The following is a 21,164-nucleotide window of genomic DNA, read 5'->3' as shown; positions in this document are numbered from 1 at the left end:
CGGGGGCGGGGCGCCGCGCGGCGCCCCGCCCCCGGCGGGTCAGGCGCGCCGGAGCTGGAAGGTCAGCCCCAGGTCCGCGTCGGTGTGCACGGGCAGGTCCGGCCGGCTGCCCTCGGCGACGGACGCGGCCAGCACCTCCTCGGCCACCAGCGCACCGGCCGAGGCGAGCGCCTGCGCCAGGTCGGCATTGGTGGCGGTCCACCACAGGTCGATCCGGTCGGTGATCGACAGGCCGGTGGCCTTGCGGGCCTCCTGCACCAGGCGGATGACCTCGCGCAGCAGCCCCGCGCGGCGCAGCTCGTCGGTCAGCTCCAGGTCGAGCGCGACCGTCTCGCCGGTGCCCGTGTCGACGGCGCCCGTCTCCACCGCCCAGCCGGACCTGGGGTGCTCGGTGACGATCACGTCGTCGGCGCCGAGCGTGACCGGACCGAGGTCGGCCGCCTCGACCGTCACCGTGCCGCCGGAGCGCAGGGTCGGGGCGAGGGAGGCCGGGTCGGCCGCGGCCACCGCGGCGGCCACCAGCTTGGTCTGCGAGCCGAACCGCTTGCCGAGCGCCCGGAAGTTCGGCTTGACCGTGTAGGACACGAGGTCGGCGCTGAAGCCCGACATGTCCTCCAGGGCCTGCACGTTCAGCTCGTCGGCGATGAGATCGCGCAGCTCGCCCGGCAGCGACGGCCAGCCGTGCGCGCCCACGAGTGCCCGGCGCAGCGGCTGGCGGGTCTTGACGCCGGACGTCGCGCGCGCCGAGCGGCCCAGCTCCACCAGGCGGCGCACCAGCGCCATCTGCTCCGACAGCACCGGGTCGAGCAGGTCCTCGCGGGTCCGCGGCCACGAGGTCAGGTGCACCGACGACGGCGCCTCGGGGGAGCGCAGCACGTCCCACAGGTAGTCGGTGACGAACGGCGCGATCGGCGACATCAGCCGGGTCACCGTCTCCAGGCACTCGTACAGCGTGGCGAACGCCTCGCGCGAACCCTGCCAGAAGCGGCGGCGGGAGCGGCGCACGTACCAGTTGGACAGGTCGTCGAGGAACTCGGCGAGCCGGCGGCCGGCCCGCTGCGTGTCGTACTCGTCCAGCGACGCCGTCACCTCCGCCACCGTGCGGTGCAGCTCGGCCAGCGCCCACCGGTCGAGCAGCGGCCGCTCGGCCGCGGGCGGGGCGTCGGCCAGCATCGCGGGCGACCACGACTCCGCGCCGGCGTAGAGGGTGAAGAACGACGCGGTGTTCCAGTAGGTCAGCAGGACCTTGCGGACGATCTCCTCCAGCGCGTGGTGTCCCACCCGCCGGGCCGACCACGGCGAGCCGGAGCAGGCCATGAACCAGCGCAGCGCGTCGGCGCCGTGCTCGTCCATCAGCGAGATGGGCTCCAGCACGTTGCCGAGGTGCTTGCTCATCTTGCGGCCGTCCTCGGCCAGGATGAGACCGAGGCACAGCACGTTCTCGTAGGAGGACTGGCCGAACACCAGCGTGCCGACCGCCATCAGCGAGTAGAACCAGCCGCGCGTCTGGTCGGTCGCCTCGCAGATGAACTGCGCCGGGTAGACCCCCTCGGGCTTGCCGCGGGCGCCCCACTGGGCGAACGGCATGGACCCCGAGTCGTACCAGGCGTCGATCACGTCGGGCACCCGCACGGCCGTCTCCCCGCACTGCGGGCAGCCGAAGGTGACATCGTCCACGTACGGGCGGTGCGGGTCGAGCGCCGACACGTCGCGCCCTGCCAGGCGGCCCAGCTCCTCCAGGGAGCCGACGCACGTCACATGGGTCTCGTCGGCCGAGCACACCCACAACGGCAGCGGTGTGCCCCAGTAGCGCGAGCGGGACAGCGACCAGTCGACGTTGTTGCGCAGCCACTCGCCGAACCGGCCCCACTTGATCGTGTCGGGGAACCAGTTGGTCCTGGCGTTCTCCGCCAGCATCGCGTCCTTGACCGCGGTGGTGCGGATGTACCAGGACGGCAGCGCGTAGTAGAGCAGCGGCGTGTGGCAGCGCCAGCAGTGCGGGTAGCTGTGCTCGAAGTGACCGCCGCGGAACAGCAGCCCGCGCGCCCGCAGGTCGTCGGTCAGCGTCTCGTCGGCGTCCTTGAAGAACATGCCGCCGACCATGGGCACGTCGTCGTGGAAGCGCCCGTCGTGGCCGATCGGGTTGACGACCGGCAGGCCGTACTGCTTGATCACCGCCATGTCGTCGGCGCCGAACGCCGGAGCCTGGTGCACCAGGCCGGTGCCGTCCTCGACGGTCACGTAGTCGCCGAGCACCACGTGGTGGGCGTCCGGGATGTCGACCAGCTCGAACGGCCGGGTGTAGGTGGTGTGCTCCAGCTCCCGCCCGGTGAACCGGGCCACCTCGGCGGCGCCCTCGCCCAGCACGTGCAGCAGCGGCTCGGCCACCACCAGCACCTCGCCGTCGGCGGTGCGCGCCGCCACGTAGGTCACCTCGGGGTGTACGGCCACCGCGGTGTTGGACACCAGCGTCCACGGCGTCGTCGTCCAGATCAGCAGGGAGGCGCCCAGTTCGGCGAGCCGCCCGGAGGTGGCGGGCATGCGGACGTAGACCGACGGGCTGGAGACGGTCTCGTAGCCGCCCGGCTGGCCGAGCTCGTGGTCGGACAGGCCGGTGCCGCAGCGGGGGCAGTACGGCGTGATGCGGAAGTCGCGGAACAGCAGGCCCTTGTCGAAGATGACCTTCAGCGACCACCACACCGACTCGACGTAGGACGGGTCCATGGTGCGGTAGGCGGTCGACAGGTCGATCCAGTAGCCCATCCGCTCGGTCATCTGCTCGAACGCGTCGACGTGCCGCAGCACCGACTCACGGCACCGGGCGTTGAACTCGGCGATGCCGTACGCCTCGATGTCCTTCTTGCCGGAGAGGCCGAGCTCCTTCTCGACGCCGACCTCGACCGGCAGGCCGTGACAGTCCCAGCCGGCCTTGCGCGGCACGCTGAAGCCCCGCATCGACTTGTAGCGGGGGAAGATGTCCTTGAAGACGCGGGCCTCGACGTGGTGGACGCCGGGCAGGCCGTTGGCGGTGGGCGGGCCCTCGTAGAAGACCCAGGCGGGGTTGCCGTCGTTCTGTTCGACGGAGCGCTCGAAGATCTTCCCGTCCCGCCACCGGTCGAGGACCTCGCGCTCGAGCGCGGGCAGGTCGACCTGCGCGGGAAGAGAGCGGAAAGTAGGGGACGACATCTCGGGCGAGCCTCCACGCGGTCACTGGGCGACAGATCGGCGCGAAGGGACGAAGCCGGACACGGCTCCGCGGTACCACCCTTCTTGGCCTCGGGAGACCGAGACCCACTTCGTTCGGGCCTGCTGCCGGGTCTAGTGAGCTCCGCAGAGCCGTTCTTCCGGCGGCTCCGGGGTGATATCCCTCACAACCGAGGGCCCCATCAACGCCTTGCAGTGCTTCACACCTTAACGCAGAGCAGGACGTAAGGCTTCCGGGTTTCGCCGGTGAGCGTCCTCGCTCCGGTCGGCAACTCGTAAACGGCGACCAAGTTGGGGAATGGACTTGGGCTCGGCAGGAGTTGAACGGGCGCGACTGGATAGTACGGGAGAGGTAAACCGGCCGGTGGGTCGTTTGCCGCTCTGTTATAGGGGCACCTAAGCTGCCCGCACCATTCAGGCCTTGAGATCAGCGGCCTTGTCACCAGGGAGGCAGCCATGACGGCAGTCACGCAGACCGCTACACCCGCGATGTGGTCCGACGAGGAGCTGGCCGAGGTACGCGGCGTCCTGCAGCAGGAGATCGACGAGCTCAACGCCGACATCCTGCGTCACGAGATGGAGATAGCCTCAGGTGACGTCACCCAGGGAGCGGGGGACGACCAGGCGGACGCCGGCGCCAAGACGTACGAGCGCGAACGCGAGATCGCCCTTACCCTGAATGCGCGCGACCTGCTCGCGCAGAACGAACGTGCGATCGCCAGGATCGACGCAGGGACCTATGGAGTGTGCGAATCGTGCCACAAGCCGATCGGCAAGGAACGCCTTCAGGCGTTCCCGAGGGCGACGCTGTGCGTGACCTGCAAGCAGAAGGAGGAGCGCCGGTAGCGCCACGGCGCGACCGCCGCCTGCTGCTCACCGTTCTCGGTCTGCTGGCGGCGGTCATCTACGTGAGTGACCTCGCCACGAAGACGTGGGCGCTGGGGGCCCTGGAGGATCGCCAGGGCCCCCTCGTGGTCGTTCCGGGCCTCCTGCAGTTCAGGCTGATCTTCAACTCGGGCGCGGCGTTCAGCATCGGCACCGGGATGACGATCGTCTTCACCTTCATCGCGGCCGGCGTGGTGATCGCCATCCTGCGCACGGCGCGCACTCTCAACAGCCGGCCGTGGGCCTTCACCCTGGGCCTGCTCCTCGGCGGGGCGTTCGGCAACCTGACCGACCGGCTGCTGCGCTATCCTTCGGGATTCGGCAGGAGCACGCAGTTCCAGGGGCACGTGGTCGACTTCATCGAGGTCCTGCCCGGCAACTTCCCCGTGATCGACTACTTCCCCATCTTCAACATCGCCGACTCGGCGATCGTCTGCGGCGGGATCCTGGCGGTGATCCTGGCCTGGAGGGGCTACCAGATCGACGGAACGAAGGAGGGCAAGGGTTGAGCGAGCAGCGGAGCCTGCCCGTGCCCGACGGGCTGGAGGGCGAGCGGCTCGACGCCGCCCTGTCACGGCTGTTCGGCTTCTCCCGCACCCGCGCGGCCGAGCTGATCACGGCCGGCGAGGTGCTGGTCGACGGCCGGCAGCCCGCCAAGTCCGACCGGGTGCACGCCGGAGCCTGGCTGGACGTGACGCTCCCGCCCCCGGTGAGCGCTCCCGCGCCGGTGGCCGAACCGGTGCCCGGCATGCGCGTCCTGCACGAGGACGACGACATCGTCGTGGTCGACAAGCCCATCGGGGTGGCCGCCCACCCGACCGTCGGCTGGACCGGCCCCACCGTGCTCGGCGGCCTGCTCGGCGCCGGCCACACCATCGCCACCAGCGGCGCGGCCGAACGCCAGGGCATCGTGCACCGGCTCGACGCCAACACGACCGGCGTGATGGTGGTGGCCAAGAGCGAGCACGCGTACTCCTGGCTCAAGCGCGCCTTCAAGGAACGCACGGTCGACAAGCGCTACCACGCGCTGGTGCAGGGCCATCCCGACCCGTTCCGGGGCACGGTGGACGCGCCCATCGACCGGCACCCGTCCGGCGACGGCCGCTTCGCGGTGGTGGCGGGCGGCAAGCCGTCGGTCACCCACTACGACACGATCGAGGCGTTCCGGGCGGCGTCGCTGCTCGACATCAAGCTGGAGACCGGCCGCACCCACCAGATCCGGGTGCACATGTCGGCGCTGCGTCACCCCTGCGTGGGCGACCTCATGTACGGCGCCGATCCGACGATCGCGGCCCGGCTGGGCGTCGGCCGGCAGTGGCTGCACGCCGTGTCGCTGGCGTTCGAGCACCCGGGCACGGGGGAGTGGGTGTCGTTCGGCACCGACTATCCCGAGGACCTGCAGAAGGCTCTCGACCTGGTGCGCGCCGAGTCCTGACCGCCCGCGCGTCAGGACTTCTTCGACTTCTTCGGGCCCTGCGCGGCGACCTCCTGGGTCTGCCGGCCGTCGTCGCCCTTGTCCGCCCCCTGGCCGCCGGTGGACGGCTCGACCTGGCCGGGGTCGCGCGTGGAGGGCCGGTCGCCCGACTCGTCCTGGCCGGGCTGCTTCGTGGGCTTCTTGGTGGGCTGCTTCGTGGGCTGTTTCGTGGGCTCGCGCGTCGGCTCACGGGTCGGCTCGCGCGTGGGCTCCCGGGTCGGCTCGCCCGAACGGTCCCTGGTGGGCCGCGTGGCGGACCCCTGTGACCGGGGCTCGTCCGAGGGCGGGGCACTCCGCCGTGCGCGCGGCTCGCCGGTCGCGGTCGCGGGCTCGGTGGAGCGCGGGTCGGAGGAGGGCCGCGTGTCGCCCGTGGACACCTCCGGGGAGCTCACGACGGCCGGTACGGTCGCCGGCGGCCGGGCGGTGCCGTCCCGCTGCGACCACCAGGCGGTGCCGCCCGCGGCCAGTCCGACGGCGATCACCCCGGCCGCCAGGGCGGCCAGTGACGCGCCGCGGCGCGCCCGCCGTGGGCGGGCGTGCTGCCCGGAGGCCCGCACCGGCGGCGCGACCCGGCCCGATGACCCGGCGAACCCGGGCGGATCGGACGGCACGGGCGGGGTGGCCGCGGCCGGGGGCGCCTGCCGGGGGATCGGCGGGACGGCCACCGGGGCCGTCGGCTCGGGGGCGCTGCCCGTGACGATGGCGTGCAACCGCATCCGCGCCTCGTCCAGCGTCATCCGTTCGGTGGGGTCCTTGCGCAGTAGTCCCAGCAGGACCGGCCCCAGGACGCCGGCGCGGGCCAGCGGCGCCGGCTCGTCGTGCATGACCGCGCCGAGCGTGGCCAGGGCGTGCGGGCGCTGGAACGGCGAGTGGCCCTCGACGGCGACGTACAGGGTCACGCCCAGCGACCACAGGTCCGAGGCCGGGGTGGCCTGGCTGCCCGCCGCCCGCTCGGGGGAGATGAACGCGGGCGTGCCGACCAGGATGCCGGTCCTGGTCACCGGAGCCTCGTCCTCGGTGGTCGCGATGCCGAAGTCGGTCAGCACCGCCCTGCCGTCGTCGGTCAGCAGCACGTTGTCGGGCTTGACGTCGCGGTGCAGGACGCCCGCGGCGTGCGCCGCGTGCAGCGCCTCCAGCAGTTGCAGCCCGACCGCCGCCGCCTGGACGGGCGGCAGCGGCCCCTCCTCGCGCACGAGCTGGCCCAGCGTGCGCGAGCGGACGAGCTGCATGACGATCCACGGGTGGCCGTGTTCCTCCAGCACGTCGTAGACCGTGGCCACCCCCGGGTGCGCCACCCGCCCGGCCGCGCGCGCCTCACGGAAGGTGCGGACGCTGAACACGTCCCGCTCCGCCCCCGTCAGATCCGGCGGCGGATGCACCTCCTTCACCGCGACGTCCCGGCCCAGCACCTCGTCGTGTGCCTGCCACACCGTTCCCATGCCGCCCTGGCCAATGGTCCTGAGCAGCCGGTATCGTCCACCGACCATCCCCGCTGATTCGGACATGCGGGGCGACTACCCGCTAAAAACCCGTACAAGCGCAGTAATGGCGGCGGCAATGAGCAGGACCACCAAAAAGGGCGCGCGAAGCAGCAGCGCGACCACCGCGGCGGCCAGGCCGGCCGTACGGGCCGGATCCACCTGCAGCCGTCCCTGCTCGCTGAACATCTGCACCGCGACCAGCGCCGCGAGCAGCGCGACCGGCACCAGCTCGGCGAACCGGCTCACCACCGGATGCTCCAGGACCCAGCGCGGGGCCGCCAGCCCGGCCAGCTTGAGCACGTAACAGCCGGCGCAGACGACGGCGATCGCCCACCACAGCGTCATCGCACCATCACCACCAGCACCGCCACGGCGGACAGCAGCACGGGCACGCCCGGCGGCAGGAACGGCGTGGCGGCCAGCGCGATCGCCGCCCCGCCCGCCGCCAGCCACCGCAGCTCGGCGCTGCGGGTCAACCGCGGCCACAGCAGCGCCAGGAACGTGGCCGGTCCGACCGCGTCCAGCCCCAGCACGCGCGGGTCCCCCAGGAACGACGTGCCGACGGCGCCGCCGAGGGTGGTGAGGTTCCAGGTGAGGTACAGGGCGGCGAACGTGGCGGTGAACCCGGCCCGCGCCGCCGCCGGGTTCGGCTGCGCCAGCGCCACCGCGGCGGTCTCGTCGATCACGCCCTGCGCCACGACCAGCCTGCGCGGCCCGTTCGCCCGCAGCAGCCCGGCCAGTCGCAGCCCGTAGAGGGTGTTGCGGCCGCCGAGCAGCAGCGCGCCGGCGGCCGACGCCGCGAGGTCGCCGCCCGCCCCGACGGCCCCGGCCAGCGCGAACTGCGAGGCACCGGTGAACGCCAGCAGGCTCAGCACGCACGCCTGGGCGATGCTCATCCCCGCGGTGACGGCCGCGGCCCCGAAGGCGAGCCCGGCCAGCCCCACGGCCACGCCCACGCCCAGACCGTCCCGGATCGCGACGGCACGGTGTGATGTCTCTTCCATACCAATCGAGGCTATGACGTGGGCCGATGTCAGGTCTTGTACGTTCCTGCGGCTCGCTGATAGGCCGCGGGCGGCACGCCCACGATCCGTTTGAAATGCCGGGTCAGGTGGGCCTGGTCGGTGAAGCCCACCTCGGCCGCCACCTCCGCGGGCGTCCTGCCCGACGCCAGCAGCCGGCGTGCCCGCCGTACCCGGAGCGAGACGAGGTAGGCGTGCGGCGGCAACCCCGTCTCGGCCTTGAACGCCCGCAGCAGCGGGAACGGCCTGGCGCGCACGCTCTCCGCCACCCGGTCGAGCGTCGGCGGGTCGAGCAGGCTCGCGCCGAGCAGTTCGATCGCCTCCTGGACGGCTCGCCGCCCCGCCGACGTGAGCTCCGCCCCCGGACCGGTCACGGGGCGCGGCACGCCGTGGCGGGCCAGCAGCCCGCCGAACAGCGTGCGCGTCAGCGTCGAGGCCGCCAGGTCGTCACCCCGCTCGGCCGCCCGGTGCGCCCGGTCCAGCAGCGCGGCGAGCGCCGGGTCGCGTACCACCTGCTCGGGGAAGGAGGGGGTGCCGCGCGGCCGGCCCAGGTCGGCCGCGATCTCGGCCATCGTCTCCAGCGACGGGTACAGCATCCGGTACGCCCAGCCGCCGGGCGTGCCCGGGTGGCCGGTGTGCGCCACCTCCGGGTTCACCAGCACGATCTCGCCCGCGCCGGCCCGTCGCAGCGAGCCGCCGTGGTCGAACTCCTCCACACCCTCGAGGATCAGCCCGATCGCGAACTCCGCGTGGGCGTGCCGGGTGAAGCGGTGGGTGACGTAACGGGCCTTGAGCAGGTCGACGTCCGGCACCGCGGGATGCCGCCAGAACCTCGCCTGCTCCTTCACGCTCCGCTCGCCTCAACGAGGGGTGAAGGTCTTGGTGAACGTCTCGAAGTAGCGGCGCTCGCGTGGCCAGCGGGCCTCGGTGGTCTCCCAGTAGATGGCGTACGGGCGGCCGGAGGCGGTGCGGAACCCGCGGTTGACCACGTGGATCACCGTGCCGTCGGCCACGCGGGTGAACTCCCAGTCGGCCGCCGGGCGGCCGAGGTAGGTGGTGGGCTCGATGGACAGGCGCCGGTAGCCGCTGAACTCGCCCTTGGCCAGGATCTCCTTCTCCAGGTCGGCCCAGTGCCTGGCCGGGTCGGTCCATGGCCGGTCGGCGACGGTCCACTCGATGATCAGCCTGCTGGGCGAGCCGGGCGCCCGGACGGTCACGCTGGCCCGGGTGGCGCTCGGGACGGCCCGCCAGCCGGCCGGGATGGCGACCGAGAAGCGTCCGGCCGTGCTGGTGTAGGAACGCCAGCCGGGAGGCGGCACGACCCGCCGGGCGCCGGACGGCGTGTTCCGGGGGGTCGCGGCGGTGGTCGCCTTGCCGGTGGCGTCCGGCGTGGCGGGGGTGACGGGCGACCCGACAGGCGTCGCCGTGCCCGCCCTGTCCGTGCCCGCCCTGTCCGTGCCCGTCCGGTCCGCGGCCGCCGGGCCGCTGCCCGGGGAGTCCGGACGGTCGGCCAGCAGCACGGCTCCGGTGCCGAGCACGGCCGCGGCGACCAGGGCCGCCGCGGCGGGCACCACGCCGCGCGGCCATCGCCTCCCGCCACGACGCTGCGCCGGTGACGTGGGATCGGCGCCGGCATGCAGGGTGGCGTCGGGCACCGGGTGGGCGGCGCGTCCCTGACCGGCGGGCCCGCGGTCGGGATCGCCCGGACCGTGGTCGCCGGGGCCGGGGCCGGGGCCGGGGCCGGGGCGGAACGGAGCGGGGCGGGCCGGGTCGCCGGGAGCGGCGCCCACCGGCGGCCAGGTGACACGACCGGCGGCGGGAGCGTGACCGGTGGCGGGAGCGTGGCCGGCGGCGGGAGCGTGGCCGGCGGCGGCCCACAGGAGGCGCGCGGCCTCCCCGGCGGGCATCCGGGCGGCCGGATCACGCAGCAACAGCCCCATGATGACCGGCGTCAGCGGGCCGGCCCGCCGGGGCGGCTCGGGGTCGTCGCGCAGCACGGCGGCCACCGTCGCCGCCCACGAGTCCCGCTTGTACGGCGGAGCCCCCTCCACCGCCGCGTACAGCGTCGCGCCCAGGGCCCACAGGTCGGACTCCGGCCGGGCCGGATCGCCGTGCAGCCGTTCGGGCGGCATGTACGCGGGCGTGCCCACCAGGCCGCCGGTCGCGGTCAGCCCCGCCTCCGCCTCCAGCGAGGCGATGCCGAAGTCGGTCAGCACCACCCGGCCGTCGTCGGCCAGCAGCACGTTCTCGGGCTTGACGTCACGGTGCAGAACACCGGTGGCGTGCGCGGCGCGCAGCGCGTCGAGGACCTGCCCGCCGATCGCGGCGACCTGCCCGACCGGCAGCGGCCCGTGCTCGCGGACGACCTGGGCCAGCGAGCGCGACCGGACGAGCTGCATCACGATCCACGGCCGGCCGTCCTCCTCGACCACGTCGTGGATGACGACCACCGAGGGATGGTCGAGGCGGCCCGCGGCCCTGGCCTCCCGGATGGTGCGGCGGTTGAGCTGGGCCCGCTCGTCGTCGGCGACGCCGGTGTAGCGGACCTCCTTGATCGCCACCGTGCGGTCGAGCAGCTCGTCGTAGGCGCGCCAGACCACGCCCATGCCGCCCTCGCCGATCGGCTCGACGAGGCGGTAGCGGTTGCCGACCTGCCTCTCCACGTCGGCGAGCCTACTTGCGGGGCTTGAAGGTCGCGCAGAAGCCCTCGAAGAAGTGCAGGTCCTTCTTCCACCGGCTGTTGAGGGTGTGCCAGTAGATGGCGTAGCCGCGGCCGTTCTCGGTGACGAACCCCCGGTTGCGCACCCGGGACGGACCCGAGTTGGCGTTCCAGGTGAAGTCCCAGTCGGCGGCCGCCTTCTGGTAGTCGACCTTCTTGATGGACAGCTTCTCGTAGCCGCCGAAGTTGTGCTTGAGTATCGGCTCCTGCTTGATCCAGTCCTGGTACGGATCGGGGCCCGGGTTCGGCGCCTCCTCGATCAGCAGGTAGGACTTGGGTCCGGCGCCGGGGCCGCGGAAGGTGACCCGGTTGGAGTCGCGGGTGTGGACGTCCCAGCCCTTCGGCAGGCCGACGGAGAAGCCCATCTCCTTGTCCTTGTACATCTTCCAGCCCTCGGGCAGCGCGTCCTCGGTCTCAGTGGGCGACGGGCTGGGGCTCGGCGCCTCGGTGGGGCTCGTGGTCGGCTCGGCCTTCGGCGAATCCGTGGCGCCGTCGGACGGCTCGGACCCGGGATCGGACGCCGACTCGGACGCGGACGTGGTCGGCGTGGCGACGACGCCGGTGCGCGCGGAGCGGGGGCGCTCGTCAGGCGCGGAGTTGAGCCCGAGATAGCCGCCGATCGCCGCCACCAGCACGACCGCCCCGGCCGCCGCGACGACGGGCCAGGGCCGGCCACGCAGGTCGGAGCGGGAGGAGTAGGCCGTCGGGGGGATGGGGTCCGCGGGGTCCGCGGTCGCCGGGGCGAGCCGCGCACCGGTCTCGGGCAGCTCGCGGGCCGGCTCGGCCGCCCACGGGCCGGCCTGCTCGGACGCCGAGGCGGGCGGGCGCGGCGGCGCCGGGCGCCCGGACTCGGGACGCGGGGACTCGGGCCGCGCGGAGCCGGACCGCGAAGCGTCGGACCGCAGGGAGTCGGCGTGCGCCGTGTCCGGCCGGGCCGGGGCGGGCCGCGCGGCCGGAGGGCGCGCCGAGATGGGCCGCGACGGCTTGGCCGCGGGCCGGGCCGGGTTGGGCGCGGGGTGCGGGGCGGGCGCCCCGGCGGCCCCGGGGACCGCCAGGTCGGGGTCCGTCGGGGTGTCGTCGTCCACGGGAGGCGGCCCGGAGGCGGGCCGCTGGGCCGGCATCACCGCGGTGGCGCGCGGAGACTGGCGGCTCACCTGACGCGCGGTGGAGGCGGCGATGGCCTCACGCAGCAGCCGCTCGGTCTCCTCGTACGAGGGACGCTGCACCGGCTCCTTGGCCAGCAGCAGGTCGATCACCTCGGCCAGGGGGCCGGCGTGGGGCGCCGGGTCCGGCGGGTCGGTGAGCACGGCGTGCATGGTGGCCAGCGCCATGCCTCGCTCGTGCGGCGAGCGGCCCTCCACCGCGGTGTAGAGCGTCGCGCCCAGCGACCACAGGTCGGACTCGCGCCGCGCGGGCAGCCCCTTGAGCCGCTCGGGCGCGATGAACGCCGGAGTGCCCGCGAGACCCGTCACGGTGAGCTGCGTCTCGGTCTCCAGCGTGGCGATGCCGAAGTCGGTCAGCACCACCCGGCCGTCGTCGGCCAGCAGCACGTTCTCGGGTTTGACGTCGCGGTGCAGCACGCCCGACTCGTGCGCGCGGTGCAGGGCGTCGAGCACCGCCAGGCCGATCTCGGCGACCCGTTTCGGCTTCAGCGGCCCGTCCTGCTTGATGACCGCGCCCAGGGAGCGCGACTGGACGAGCTGCATGACGATCCAGGGGCGGTCGTCCTCCTCGATCACGTCGTGCACGACGATCACGTTGGGGTGCTCGAACCTCGCCGCCGCCCGCGCCTCGCGCATCGTGCGCCGGTTGAGCATCTGCACCTCGTCGCCCAGAGCGGCGGCATAACGGACTTCCTTGACCGCCACCGTGCGATCCAGCAGCTCGTCATGGGCGCGCCAGACGATGCCCATCCCGCCCTTGCCAATGGGTTCCAGCAGCTGGTAGCGGCCGGCGATGCGGCGTCCGTCCCGCTTGCGATCCGACATCAACGGCCTCAAACCCTCCCTCTAGGCCAAGAAATACTCCCATAGCGAGGGATCATCGGCGACTCGCCTGAAGGACAGTCCGCCATGTGAGAAGCACAGTCCAGCAGGTGGAGGGCGGGTGTAGGGTTTCTGACATGACCTGTCGCTACGCGTTTACCGAGCCGGCTCCGGGAGAGCCGGTCGTCGGGTAGCGACCACCTGGAGTCGGCACAAGGCAGAGACGCCCGTCTCTGCCTTTTTGGTTTTCCGCCGGCTTCGAGGGGCCGGCCCGAGTGAGGAGCCGAGATGTCATCGACCTTGGAACGTCGCGTGGTCACCCTGGGCGGGACGCCGGTCGGCGCGGGACCGGCCGTGGTGATCGGCGGCAGGGTGAGCCTGCGCGACCGGCGCGGCGACGCGGGGCGGCCCCCGCGCGGGCGGGCGACGCTGGTGGAGCCGTCCGGCGCGGGTGACCTGCCCTGGATCGCCGAACGGGCCGACGGCGTGGTGGTCGGCGCCGCCTGGACCCGCGACATCCCGCTGGTGCGGGCCGTCGCCGGGCTGGGGCTGCCCGTGGTGGTGGAGCGCAGGCCCTCGGCGTCGCTGGAGGAGTGGCTCGCGCTGGCCGGCTACTGCGCGGCGGAGGGCAACGACCAGGTGATCCTGTGCGAGGGCGGGCGGCTCGACCTCGGGCTCCTGCGGGCGGCGCGGGCGGCGTCCGGCCGTCCGGTGGTCGCCGACGTGCGGGCCGACCCGGGGCTGTCCGCGGCGGCGGTGGCGGCCGGGGCCGACGGCCTCATCGTGGCGGACCCCGCGGTCGGGGCGGGCCCGGACGGCGTCCCGTACGCCAGGGCGGGCGACGACGGCCCCACCGGCGGCCCCGGGGACAGCCCCGCGGGCGGCCCCGCAGTCGGTCTCGAGGGCGGTCTCGGGGGCGATCCTGTGGCCGAGGCCGCGGGTGGCTTCGCGGACGGCGGGCGGCGCGCGGCGGAGGAGGCGGTGACGCTCTTGGGGGCGCTGGTACGGCCCGAGACGCCCGGCACGCTGGGGGAGTGCCGGGAGGCGATCGACAGGGTCGACGCCGCCCTGGCCACGCTGCTGGAGCGGCGTGCCGCGCTGGCCGGGGTCGTGCAGACGCTCAAGCCCGTCGGCGGCTTCGCCGGGCGCGACCCGGGGCGGGAGCGCGCCCTGGTGGCGCGGATGGCCCGGCGCGCGCCCGGACTGGGGGAGGAGCGGCTGGCCGCCATCATGAAGGTGGTCATCGAGGCCGGCCTGCACCTGGCGGAGGAACGCCGCGCCCAGCAGTGACCCGTCCGGAGCGGAGGCGGCTCGGGCCGGTCCGGGAGGGAGGGCGGCTCGGGCCGGTCCGGGAGGGAGGGCGGCCCCGGCCGGTCCCGAGCGGAGGCGGCTCCGGCCGGTCCGGGCGGCGATGCGGGCGACCCGGTCAGGCGCTACGGGGAGGCGGCCTGACAGGGTGTCAGGAGGTCGCTGTCAGGGTGACGCGCCGCGCCCTCGGAGGGACGCGGGTTGTCGGCGGGGAGCACTAGAGTCGGAGCACACCCTCGACCGGCCGGACCGCTCCGGGCCGGCCGGCAGACCCGCAGACCCGGAGGCGCCGCTCCATGTCGTCCAGCGACTCGTTCGTCCATCTGCACGTGCACACCGAATACTCCATGCTCGACGGGGCCGCACGGCTGAAGCAGATGTTCAAACAGGTCGGCGAGCTGGGCATGCCCGCGATCGCCATCACCGACCACGGCAACATGCACGGCGCCTACGACTTCTACAAGCAGGCGACCGCCGCGGGCGTGAAGCCGATCATCGGCATCGAGGCGTACGTCGCGCCGGAGCTGCGGCACAACAAGAAGCCGGTGCTGTGGGGCGAGCCGCACCAGAAGAAGGACGACGTCTCCGCGGGCGGCTACTACACCCACATGACGATCTGGGCGCGTAACAAGGCGGGCCTGCACAACCTGATGAAGCTCAGCTCGCGCGCCTACACCGAGGGGTTCGTGCGCAAGTGGGCGCGGATGGACGCCGAGATCCTCGCCGAGCACTCCGAGGGCCTGATGGCGACCACCGGCTGCCCGTCGGGCGAGGTGCAGACGAGGCTGCGGCTCGGCCAGTACGACCAGGCGCTCCAGGCAGCGGCGCGCTACCAGGAGATCTTCGGCAGGGACAACTACTTCCTCGAGATCATGGATCACGGGCTCGACATCGAGCGCCGCGTCCGCGACGGGCTGACCAGGATCAGCAAGGAGCTGGCCATCCCGCCGCTGGTGACCAACGACTCCCACTACACCTACGAGTCCGACGCCGCCTCCCACGACGCCCTGCTGTGCATCCAGACGGGCAAGCAGTTGTCCGACCCCGACCGGTTCCGGTTCGACGGCTCCGGCTACTACATCAAGACCGCCGACGAGATGCGCGCCGTCGACTCCTCCGACCTGTGGGCCGAGGGCTGCCGCAACACCCTGCTCGTGGCGGAGAAGGTCGACCCGGCCGGGTTCTTCGAGTTCAAGAACCTGATGCCGACCTTCCCGATCCCCGAGGGCATGACGGAGGAGCAGTTCTTCCGCCAGGAGGTCTGGAAGGGCATGGAGCGCCGCTTCCCCGGCGGCGTGGACGAGGAGCACCGGGCCTGGGTGGAGAAGGAGCTCGGCGTCATCGTCCAGATGGGCTTCCCGAGCTACTTCCTCGTGGTCGCCGACTTCATCATGTGGGCCAAGAACAACGGCATCCGCGTCGGCCCCGGCCGAGGCTCGGCGGCCGGCTCGCTGGTGGCCTACGCCCTCGGCATCACCGACCTCGATCCCATCCCGCACGGCCTGATCTTCGAGCGCTTCCTCAACCCCGAGCGCGTCTCCATGCCCGACGTCGACATCGACTTCGACGAGCGCCGGCGCGCCGACGTGATCCGCTACGTGACCGAGAAGTGGGGCGCCGACAAGGTCGCCATGATCGCCACGTTCGGCACCATCAAGGCGAAGGCCGCCATCAAGGACGCCGGCCGCGTCCTCGGCTATCCCTACGCCCTCGGCGACCGGGTGTCCAAGGCGTTCCCGCCCGCCGTCATGGGCAAGGACATCCCGCTGTCCGGCATCTTCGACAAGGACCACCCGCGCTACAACGAGGCGGGCGAGCTGCGCAAGCTCTACGAGGAGGACGTCGACGTCAAGGCGACGATCGACCTCGGCCGCGGCCTGGAGGGCCTGATCCGGCAGACCGGCGTGCACGCCGCCGGTGTGATCATGTCGTCCGAGGTGCTGACCGACTACATCCCGATCATGCGCCGCGACTCCGACGGCGCGATCATCACGCAGTTCGACTACCCGACCTGCGAGACGCTCGGCCTGCTGAAGATGGACTTCCTGGGCCTGCGCAACCTCACGATCATCGACGACTGCCTCAAGGCCATCGAGGCCACCTCGGGCGAGAAGATCGAGCTGCTCGACCTGCCGCTGGACGACACCAAGACCTACGAGCTGCTGGCGCGCGGCGACACGCTCGGCATCTTCCAGCTCGACGGCGGCGGCATGCGCTCGCTCATGCGGCTCATGCGGCCCGACAACTTCGAGGACATCTCCGCCGCCCTCGCCCTCTACCGGCCGGGCCCGATGGGCGCCAACTCGCACACCAACTACGCCCTGCGCAAGAACGGCCAGCAGGAGATCGTTCCGATCCACCCCGAGCTCGAGGAGCCGCTGAAGGAGATCCTCGACACGACCTACGGCCTGATCGTCTATCAGGAGCAGGTCATGGCCATCGCGCAGAAGGTCGCCGGCTACTCGCTCGGCGGCGCCGACCTGCTGCGCCGCGCCATGGGCAAGAAGAAGAAGTCCGAGCTGGACAAGCAGTACGAGTTCTTCGAGAAGGGCATGAAGGACAACGGCTTCTCGGCCGCTGCCATCAAGGCCCTGTGGGACATCCTGCTGCCGTTCTCCGACTACGCCTTCAACAAGGCGCACACCGCCGGCTACGGCCTCGTCGCCTACTGGACCGCCTACCTCAAGGCCAACTACCCGGCCGCCTACATGGCGGCCCTGCTGACCAGCGTCAAGGACGACAAGGACAAGTCGGCCCTCTACCTCAACGAGTGCCGGCGCATGGGCATCAAGGTCTACCCGCCGGACGTCAACGACTCCGACTTCGACTTCACGCCGCGCGGCACCGACATCCGCTTCGGCCTGTCGGCGGTCCGCAACGTCGGCGGCAACGTCGTCGACGGCATCATCGCGGCCCGCAAGGAGAAGGGGCGCTTCGCCGACTTCAAGGACTTCCTGCGCAAGGTGCCGGCGATCGTCTGCAACAAGCGGGTGATCGAGTCGCTGATCAAGGCGGGCGCGTTCGACTCGCTGGGCCACGTCCGCAAGGGCCTCGTGATGGTGCACGAGCAGGCCGTCGACGCGATCATCGACATCAAGAAGAACGAGGCCATCGGCCAGGACTCTTTGTTCGGCGCGGTGGACGGCGGCGAGGACCAGACCTTCGACGTGCAGATCCCGGTGGGCGAGTGGGACAAGAACACCCTGCTGCAGTTCGAGCGGGAGATGCTCGGCCTCTACGTCTCCGACCATCCGCTCTTCGGCGTCGAGCACATCCTCGCCTCGGGCGCCGACTGCACGATCGCCGCCCTGCAGGACGACAGCCGCCCCGACGGGCAGATCGTCACCGTGGGCGGCATCCTCAGCGGCGTGCAACGCAAGATCACCAAAAAGGGTGACACCTGGGTGCTGACCCAGCTCGAGGACCTCGAAGGCTCGATCGAGGTCATGATCTTCCCGTCCGCCTACCAGCTCTGCTCGACGATCCTGGCCGAGGACGCGATCGTCTTCGTCAAGGGGCGCATCGACAAGCGGGAGGACGTCGCCAAGATCATCGCCATGGAGGTGACGGCGCCCGACCTGACCCAGGAGGCGGGCGGGCCGTTGCTGGTCAGCCTGCCGCTCAACCGGTGCACGCCGCCGGTCGTCGGCCGGCTCAAGGAGATCCTCACCACCCACCCGGGCACCTCCGAGGTGCACCTGCAGGTGCACAACGGGCCCAAGACGACGGTCATGCGGGTCGAGGACCGGCTCCGGGTGACCCAGTCGCCCGCGTTGATGGGCGACCTCAAGGAGCTGCTCGGCCCGGCCTGCCTCGGCGGCTGACCCGCCCGCGCTCCCCGGGCCGATGGCGATGCGCCCGGTGAGCGGCTCCGGCTGCCGCTCACCGGGCGCCCGGAGAGCGGCCCAGGTCGTGCACGGTGGGATGGGCGTTGCCCGGGGCCGTGCACGGTGGGGTGGGCGTTGCCCGGGGGTGGTGGCGTGGGTGTCAGATGCCGCGCACCTCGGCGACGGTGAACGGAACGGTCGGGGTGCCCGGCCCCAGCGGGCCGCCCTTGTCGAACTGTGACCGCACGACGTACAGCCTCCCCCGGTGGCGCACGAGCGTGGTCGGCAACTGCAGGGTCTCGTCGGTCAGCCGCCGTTCGAGGCGCGCCGACGCGGCGTCCGCGGCGACGCGCCACCGGCTGACGGAGTTGTCGACGTTGTGGACCACCCACAGCGTGCCGTCGCGCAGTTCGAGCCCGTCGGCGTTCCGCATGTCGCCGCCGCTGAGCGGCACCCGGCGCACGGCGCCGCTCGCAGGGTCGAGGCGGAAGAGGTCGCCGCCGGCCAGGTCCACCAGCAGCAGGTAGCGCCCCGCCGGGCCGGCCACGATCCCGTTGAGCGTGTAGCCGCCGGAGGGGTGCGGGTCGAGCACCTCGCTGAGGTCGGCGTACGTGGTGAGCGTCGCCGTCCCGCCCCGTGCCTCGGCGAGCTGCCGCGGCGTGACGCGGTAGACCGCGGCGCGCACGCTGTCGGTGAGGTAGGCGCTGCCGTCACCTCCGATGGCCACGTCGTTGACGAACCTGGCGCCGCTTCCCGGCACCGTGAAACGGGCGAGCAGCTCGCGGCTGCGCAGGTCGTAGACGCTGACTCCGCTGGTGGAGTCGGTCACCCACAGCCTTCCGGCCCGGTCGGTCCTCAGGCCGTTCGCGGTGTGCCGGCCGTCCGCGCCCGCGGGCAGGAAGACCTCGGCGACCCGGCTGCCGGGCGCGGTCCGGTAGATCGTGCCGTCGGCGAACGAACCCGTGTAGAAGGCTCCGGTGCGGGGGTCGACGGCGATCCCTTCCGGGTAGACGCGGTCGCCGGGCAGCTCGTACGCGGTCGTGACGCGTGCGGTGGCGGCGCGTGCGGGCGCGGTCGTGACGGGTGCGGTGGTGACGGGCGCGGTGGTGGAGCTGGTGGTCGCCGCGGGGGCGGCGGTGGCCGACGTGGTGGGCCGCGCGGCCGCCGGAGCCGCGAGCGCGCCGGGGGCCCCGGGCGGGCCCGGGGTCGCCTGGGCGGGCGCGGCGGACAGAACCGCGGCGAGGAGCGCTCCCGTGACGCCGACGGACAGGGGGATGGAGGGCATCAGTACTCCACATGTGTGCGATCAATGATTAGTGAGGACACTAACGATTGTTAGAACACTAATGCAAGTCGCCGCACGCCTGGCCGCTACCATGCACACGTGACGTCCATGCCCATCTCCGAGCGCCTGGGTGCGCACCTCAAGCGCACGGTGCAGGCGCTCGACGCGGCCAAGCACGCCGCGCTCAGGCCGGCCGGTGTGACCGTCGCCCAGTACGCCGCCCTGCTCCACCTCGCCGACAATCCCGGCATCTCGGCCGCCGCGCTGGCCAGGGCATGCGGGGTGACCCCGCCCACCATGACCACGGTGCTGAAGAACCTCCAGGAGCAGGGCCTCATCACGCGCACCCCTCACGAGTGGCACAAGAACATCCTGCAGACCCGGCTGACCGAGAAGGGCGCACAGGTGCTGGCCGCCGCGGACGCCGCCGCCGTCCGGGTCGAGCGGGGCCTGTCCGCCGAGTTCACCGGCGACGAGCAGGAGACGCTGGTCGCCCTGCTGTCCCGCTGCGCGGACTTCCTGGACGGCACGCGCGAGCGCGACTGACCCGCGCGCGGACATGTCGTCTGGCAACCCTTGCCGTCGCCCGTCGCCGGCGCGCGGGGAAGGATCGGACCGTGAGCGAACTGCACTACCTCAGCGCCGCCGAGACGGCCCGCCTGGTCAGGACCCGCCAGGTGGGCGCCGTCGAGCTGCTGCGGGCCTGCCTCGACCGGATCGAGCAGGTCAACCCGCGGGTCAACGCCATCGTGACGCTCGACGCCGAACGGGCGCTCGACGCCGCCAGAGCCGCCGACGCCACCGAACCGGCCGGGCCGCTGCACGGGGTGCCGGTCGCGCACAAGGACCTGGTGGACACCGCGGGCGTCCGCACGACGTACGGGTCGCCGCTGTTCGCCGGGCACGTCCCCGACACCGACGCGCCGATCGTGCGGCGGCTCAGGGCCGCCGGGGCGATCAGCGTGGGCAAGACCAACACGCCCGAGTTCGGCACCGGGTCGCACACCGTCAACGAGGTGTTCGGCGCCACCCGCAACCCGTACGACCTGAGCCGGTCGGCGGGCGGCAGCAGCGGCGGCGCGGCGGCGGCGCTGGCCTGCGGCATGGTGCCGCTGGCCGACGGCTCCGACATGGGCGGCTCGCTGCGCAACCCGGCGTCGTTCTGCAACGTGGTCGGTCTGCGGCCCACCCCCGGCCGGGTGCCCGCCCCGTCCGAGACGGCCGCCTGGTACACGCTGTCCGTGCTCGGGCCGATGGCGCGGACGGTCGAGGACGTCACGCTGATGATGTCGGTCATCTCGGGGTTCGACCCGCGCTCGCCGTACTCGATCATGGAGCGCTTCGCGGCCGACCCCGAGGAGGGGGTGGCCGGGCTGCGGGTGGCCTGGAGTCCCGACCTGGGCGGGCTGCCGGTGGACCCGGCGACGGCGGCCGTCACGGCGACGGCGCCCGGCGTGTTCGAGCGGCTCGGCGCGCACGTCGAGCAGGTGGACCTCGACCTGTCCGACGCCGAGGAGGCGTTCCGCGTCTACCGGGCCTGGCACTACGCCCTGTCGTTCGGCGAGCTGCGCGGGCTCGGCCCCCACACCGCCTGGAACGTCGAGCAGGGCCGCCAGGTCACCGGCGCCGACCTGGCACGGGCCGAACGGCTGCGCAGCGGCCTCTACCAGCGGATGGCGGCCTTCTTCGACACCTACGACGTGCTCATCGCGCCGGTCAGCCAGGTGCCGCCGTTCCCCGTCGAGCATCCGTACGTGGACGAGATCAACGGCGTCGAGTTGCCCGACTACCTGGCCTGGATGCGCTCGGCGTACTGGATCAGCGTGCTGCACGCGCCCGCCGCGTCCGTGCCGGCGGGGTTCACCCCGGAGGGGCTGCCGGTCGGCGTGCAGATCGTCGGGCGGCCGTTCGCCGACGCCCGGGTGCTGCGCGTGGCCGGCGCGTTCGAGCGGGCCACCGGCCACGGAGCCCGCC

The 21,164-nt window shown here is 72.8% G+C and carries 15 protein-coding genes; 7 read left to right on the top strand and 8 right to left on the bottom strand.

Annotated elements, in window-relative coordinates:
- Positions 1–39 precede the first annotated feature (39 nt).
- Positions 40–3,186, bottom strand: coding sequence for an isoleucine--tRNA ligase (gene ileS, locus CXR44_RS01470; RefSeq protein ID WP_101782992.1), 3,147 nt, complete (start codon positions 3,184–3,186; stop codon positions 40–42).
- A 474-nt stretch (positions 3,187–3,660) separates the two neighbouring features.
- Here ileS and CXR44_RS01465 point away from each other — a divergent pair, with 474 nt between their 5' ends.
- From CXR44_RS01465 to CXR44_RS01455, 3 genes are read left to right on the top strand one after another with little or no spacing between them, the layout of a single operon-like run.
- A complete protein-coding gene (locus CXR44_RS01465) occupies positions 3,661–4,050 on the top strand; it encodes a TraR/DksA family transcriptional regulator (protein ID WP_101782991.1) in 390 nt (129 codons plus the stop codon).
- Positions 4,014–4,598 (top strand): signal peptidase II, encoded by a 585-nt coding sequence (locus CXR44_RS01460; protein WP_245898742.1) that lies wholly within the window; start codon positions 4,014–4,016, stop codon positions 4,596–4,598. Before CXR44_RS01465 ends, CXR44_RS01460 begins: the two co-directional genes overlap by 37 nt.
- Positions 4,595–5,524 (top strand): RluA family pseudouridine synthase, encoded by a 930-nt coding sequence (locus CXR44_RS01455; RefSeq protein ID WP_101782990.1) that lies wholly within the window; start codon positions 4,595–4,597, stop codon positions 5,522–5,524. Before CXR44_RS01460 ends, CXR44_RS01455 begins: the two co-directional genes overlap by 4 nt.
- Before the next feature lie 11 nt (positions 5,525–5,535).
- Here the strand turns inward: CXR44_RS01455 and CXR44_RS38745 are convergent, their stop codons facing one another.
- From CXR44_RS38745 to CXR44_RS01425, 6 genes are read right to left on the bottom strand one after another with little or no spacing between them, the layout of a single operon-like run.
- On the bottom strand, positions 5,536–7,050 hold the full coding sequence (locus CXR44_RS38745; RefSeq protein WP_245898741.1) for a serine/threonine protein kinase: 1,515 nt from the start codon (positions 7,048–7,050) through the stop codon (positions 5,536–5,538).
- Positions 7,051–7,077: 27 nt separating this feature from the next.
- A complete protein-coding gene (locus CXR44_RS01445) occupies positions 7,078–7,389 on the bottom strand; it encodes an AzlD domain-containing protein (RefSeq protein ID WP_101782989.1) in 312 nt (103 codons plus the stop codon).
- Positions 7,386–8,048: an AzlC family ABC transporter permease gene (locus CXR44_RS01440; RefSeq protein WP_101782988.1), complete on the bottom strand. Its 663-nt coding sequence runs from the start codon at positions 8,046–8,048 to the stop codon at positions 7,386–7,388. The genes CXR44_RS01445 and CXR44_RS01440 overlap by 4 nt, the downstream gene beginning before the upstream one ends.
- A gap of 29 nt (positions 8,049–8,077) precedes the next feature.
- On the bottom strand, positions 8,078–8,914 hold the full coding sequence (locus tag CXR44_RS01435) for an AraC family transcriptional regulator (protein WP_245898740.1): 837 nt from the start codon (positions 8,912–8,914) through the stop codon (positions 8,078–8,080).
- A gap of 12 nt (positions 8,915–8,926) precedes the next feature.
- Positions 8,927–10,729, bottom strand: coding sequence for a serine/threonine-protein kinase (locus CXR44_RS01430; RefSeq protein ID WP_101782987.1), 1,803 nt, complete (start codon positions 10,727–10,729; stop codon positions 8,927–8,929).
- Between the two features lie 10 nt (positions 10,730–10,739).
- Positions 10,740–12,773: a serine/threonine-protein kinase gene (locus CXR44_RS01425; RefSeq protein WP_101782986.1), complete on the bottom strand. Its 2,034-nt coding sequence runs from the start codon at positions 12,771–12,773 to the stop codon at positions 10,740–10,742.
- A 285-nt stretch (positions 12,774–13,058) separates the two neighbouring features.
- Between CXR44_RS01425 and CXR44_RS41905 the strand changes: the two genes are divergently transcribed.
- Positions 13,059–14,060: a chorismate mutase gene (locus CXR44_RS41905; RefSeq protein WP_101782985.1), complete on the top strand. Its 1,002-nt coding sequence runs from the start codon at positions 13,059–13,061 to the stop codon at positions 14,058–14,060.
- A 314-nt stretch (positions 14,061–14,374) separates the two neighbouring features.
- The gene (dnaE, locus tag CXR44_RS01415) at positions 14,375–17,902 is read left to right on the top strand and encodes a DNA polymerase III subunit alpha (protein WP_101782984.1); all 3,528 of its coding nucleotides are present in this window, start codon (positions 14,375–14,377) and stop codon (positions 17,900–17,902) included.
- Between the two features lie 163 nt (positions 17,903–18,065).
- Here the strand turns inward: dnaE and CXR44_RS01410 are convergent, their stop codons facing one another.
- A complete protein-coding gene (locus tag CXR44_RS01410; protein ID WP_219601629.1) occupies positions 18,066–19,190 on the bottom strand; it encodes an SMP-30/gluconolactonase/LRE family protein in 1,125 nt (374 codons plus the stop codon).
- Between the two features lie 108 nt (positions 19,191–19,298).
- Here CXR44_RS01410 and CXR44_RS01405 point away from each other — a divergent pair, with 108 nt between their 5' ends.
- Together CXR44_RS01405 and CXR44_RS01400 are read left to right on the top strand one after the other, a co-directional pair.
- Entirely contained in the window at positions 19,299–19,736 is a 438-nt protein-coding gene (locus CXR44_RS01405; protein ID WP_101782983.1) for a MarR family transcriptional regulator, read from the top strand.
- Between the two features lie 71 nt (positions 19,737–19,807).
- Positions 19,808–21,164, top strand: a 1,357-nt coding sequence (locus CXR44_RS01400) for an amidase (protein ID WP_101783471.1), incomplete at its 3' end; no start/stop codon positions are given.

Source organism: Nonomuraea indica (assembly GCF_002850745.1).
GTDB lineage: Bacteria > Actinomycetota > Actinomycetes > Streptosporangiales > Streptosporangiaceae > Nonomuraea > Nonomuraea indica.
The sequence above is the reverse complement of the archived record's forward strand: the minus strand, read 5'-3'. Positions and strand labels throughout refer to the sequence as shown.

Bases quoted from the DNA above. Each gene is read 5' to 3' on its own strand.
- ileS (WP_101782992.1), bottom strand. From the start codon at position 3,186: ATGTCGTCCCCTACTTTCCGCTCTCTTCCCGCGCAGGTCGACCTGCCC.
- CXR44_RS01465 (WP_101782991.1), top strand. From the start codon at position 3,661: ATGACGGCAGTCACGCAGACCGCTACACCCGCGATGTGGTCCGACGAG.
- CXR44_RS38745 (WP_245898741.1), bottom strand. From the start codon at position 7,050: ATGGTCGGTGGACGATACCGGCTGCTCAGGACCATTGGCCAGGGCGGC.
- CXR44_RS01445 (WP_101782989.1), bottom strand. From the start codon at position 7,389: ATGACGCTGTGGTGGGCGATCGCCGTCGTCTGCGCCGGCTGTTACGTG.
- CXR44_RS01440 (WP_101782988.1), bottom strand. From the start codon at position 8,048: ATGGAAGAGACATCACACCGTGCCGTCGCGATCCGGGACGGTCTGGGC.
- CXR44_RS01425 (WP_101782986.1), bottom strand. From the start codon at position 12,773: ATGTCGGATCGCAAGCGGGACGGACGCCGCATCGCCGGCCGCTACCAG.
- CXR44_RS41905 (WP_101782985.1), top strand. From the start codon at position 13,059: ATGTCATCGACCTTGGAACGTCGCGTGGTCACCCTGGGCGGGACGCCG.
- dnaE (WP_101782984.1), top strand. From the start codon at position 14,375: ATGTCGTCCAGCGACTCGTTCGTCCATCTGCACGTGCACACCGAATAC.
- CXR44_RS01410 (WP_219601629.1), bottom strand. From the start codon at position 19,190: ATGCCCTCCATCCCCCTGTCCGTCGGCGTCACGGGAGCGCTCCTCGCC.
- CXR44_RS01405 (WP_101782983.1), top strand. From the start codon at position 19,299: ATGCCCATCTCCGAGCGCCTGGGTGCGCACCTCAAGCGCACGGTGCAG.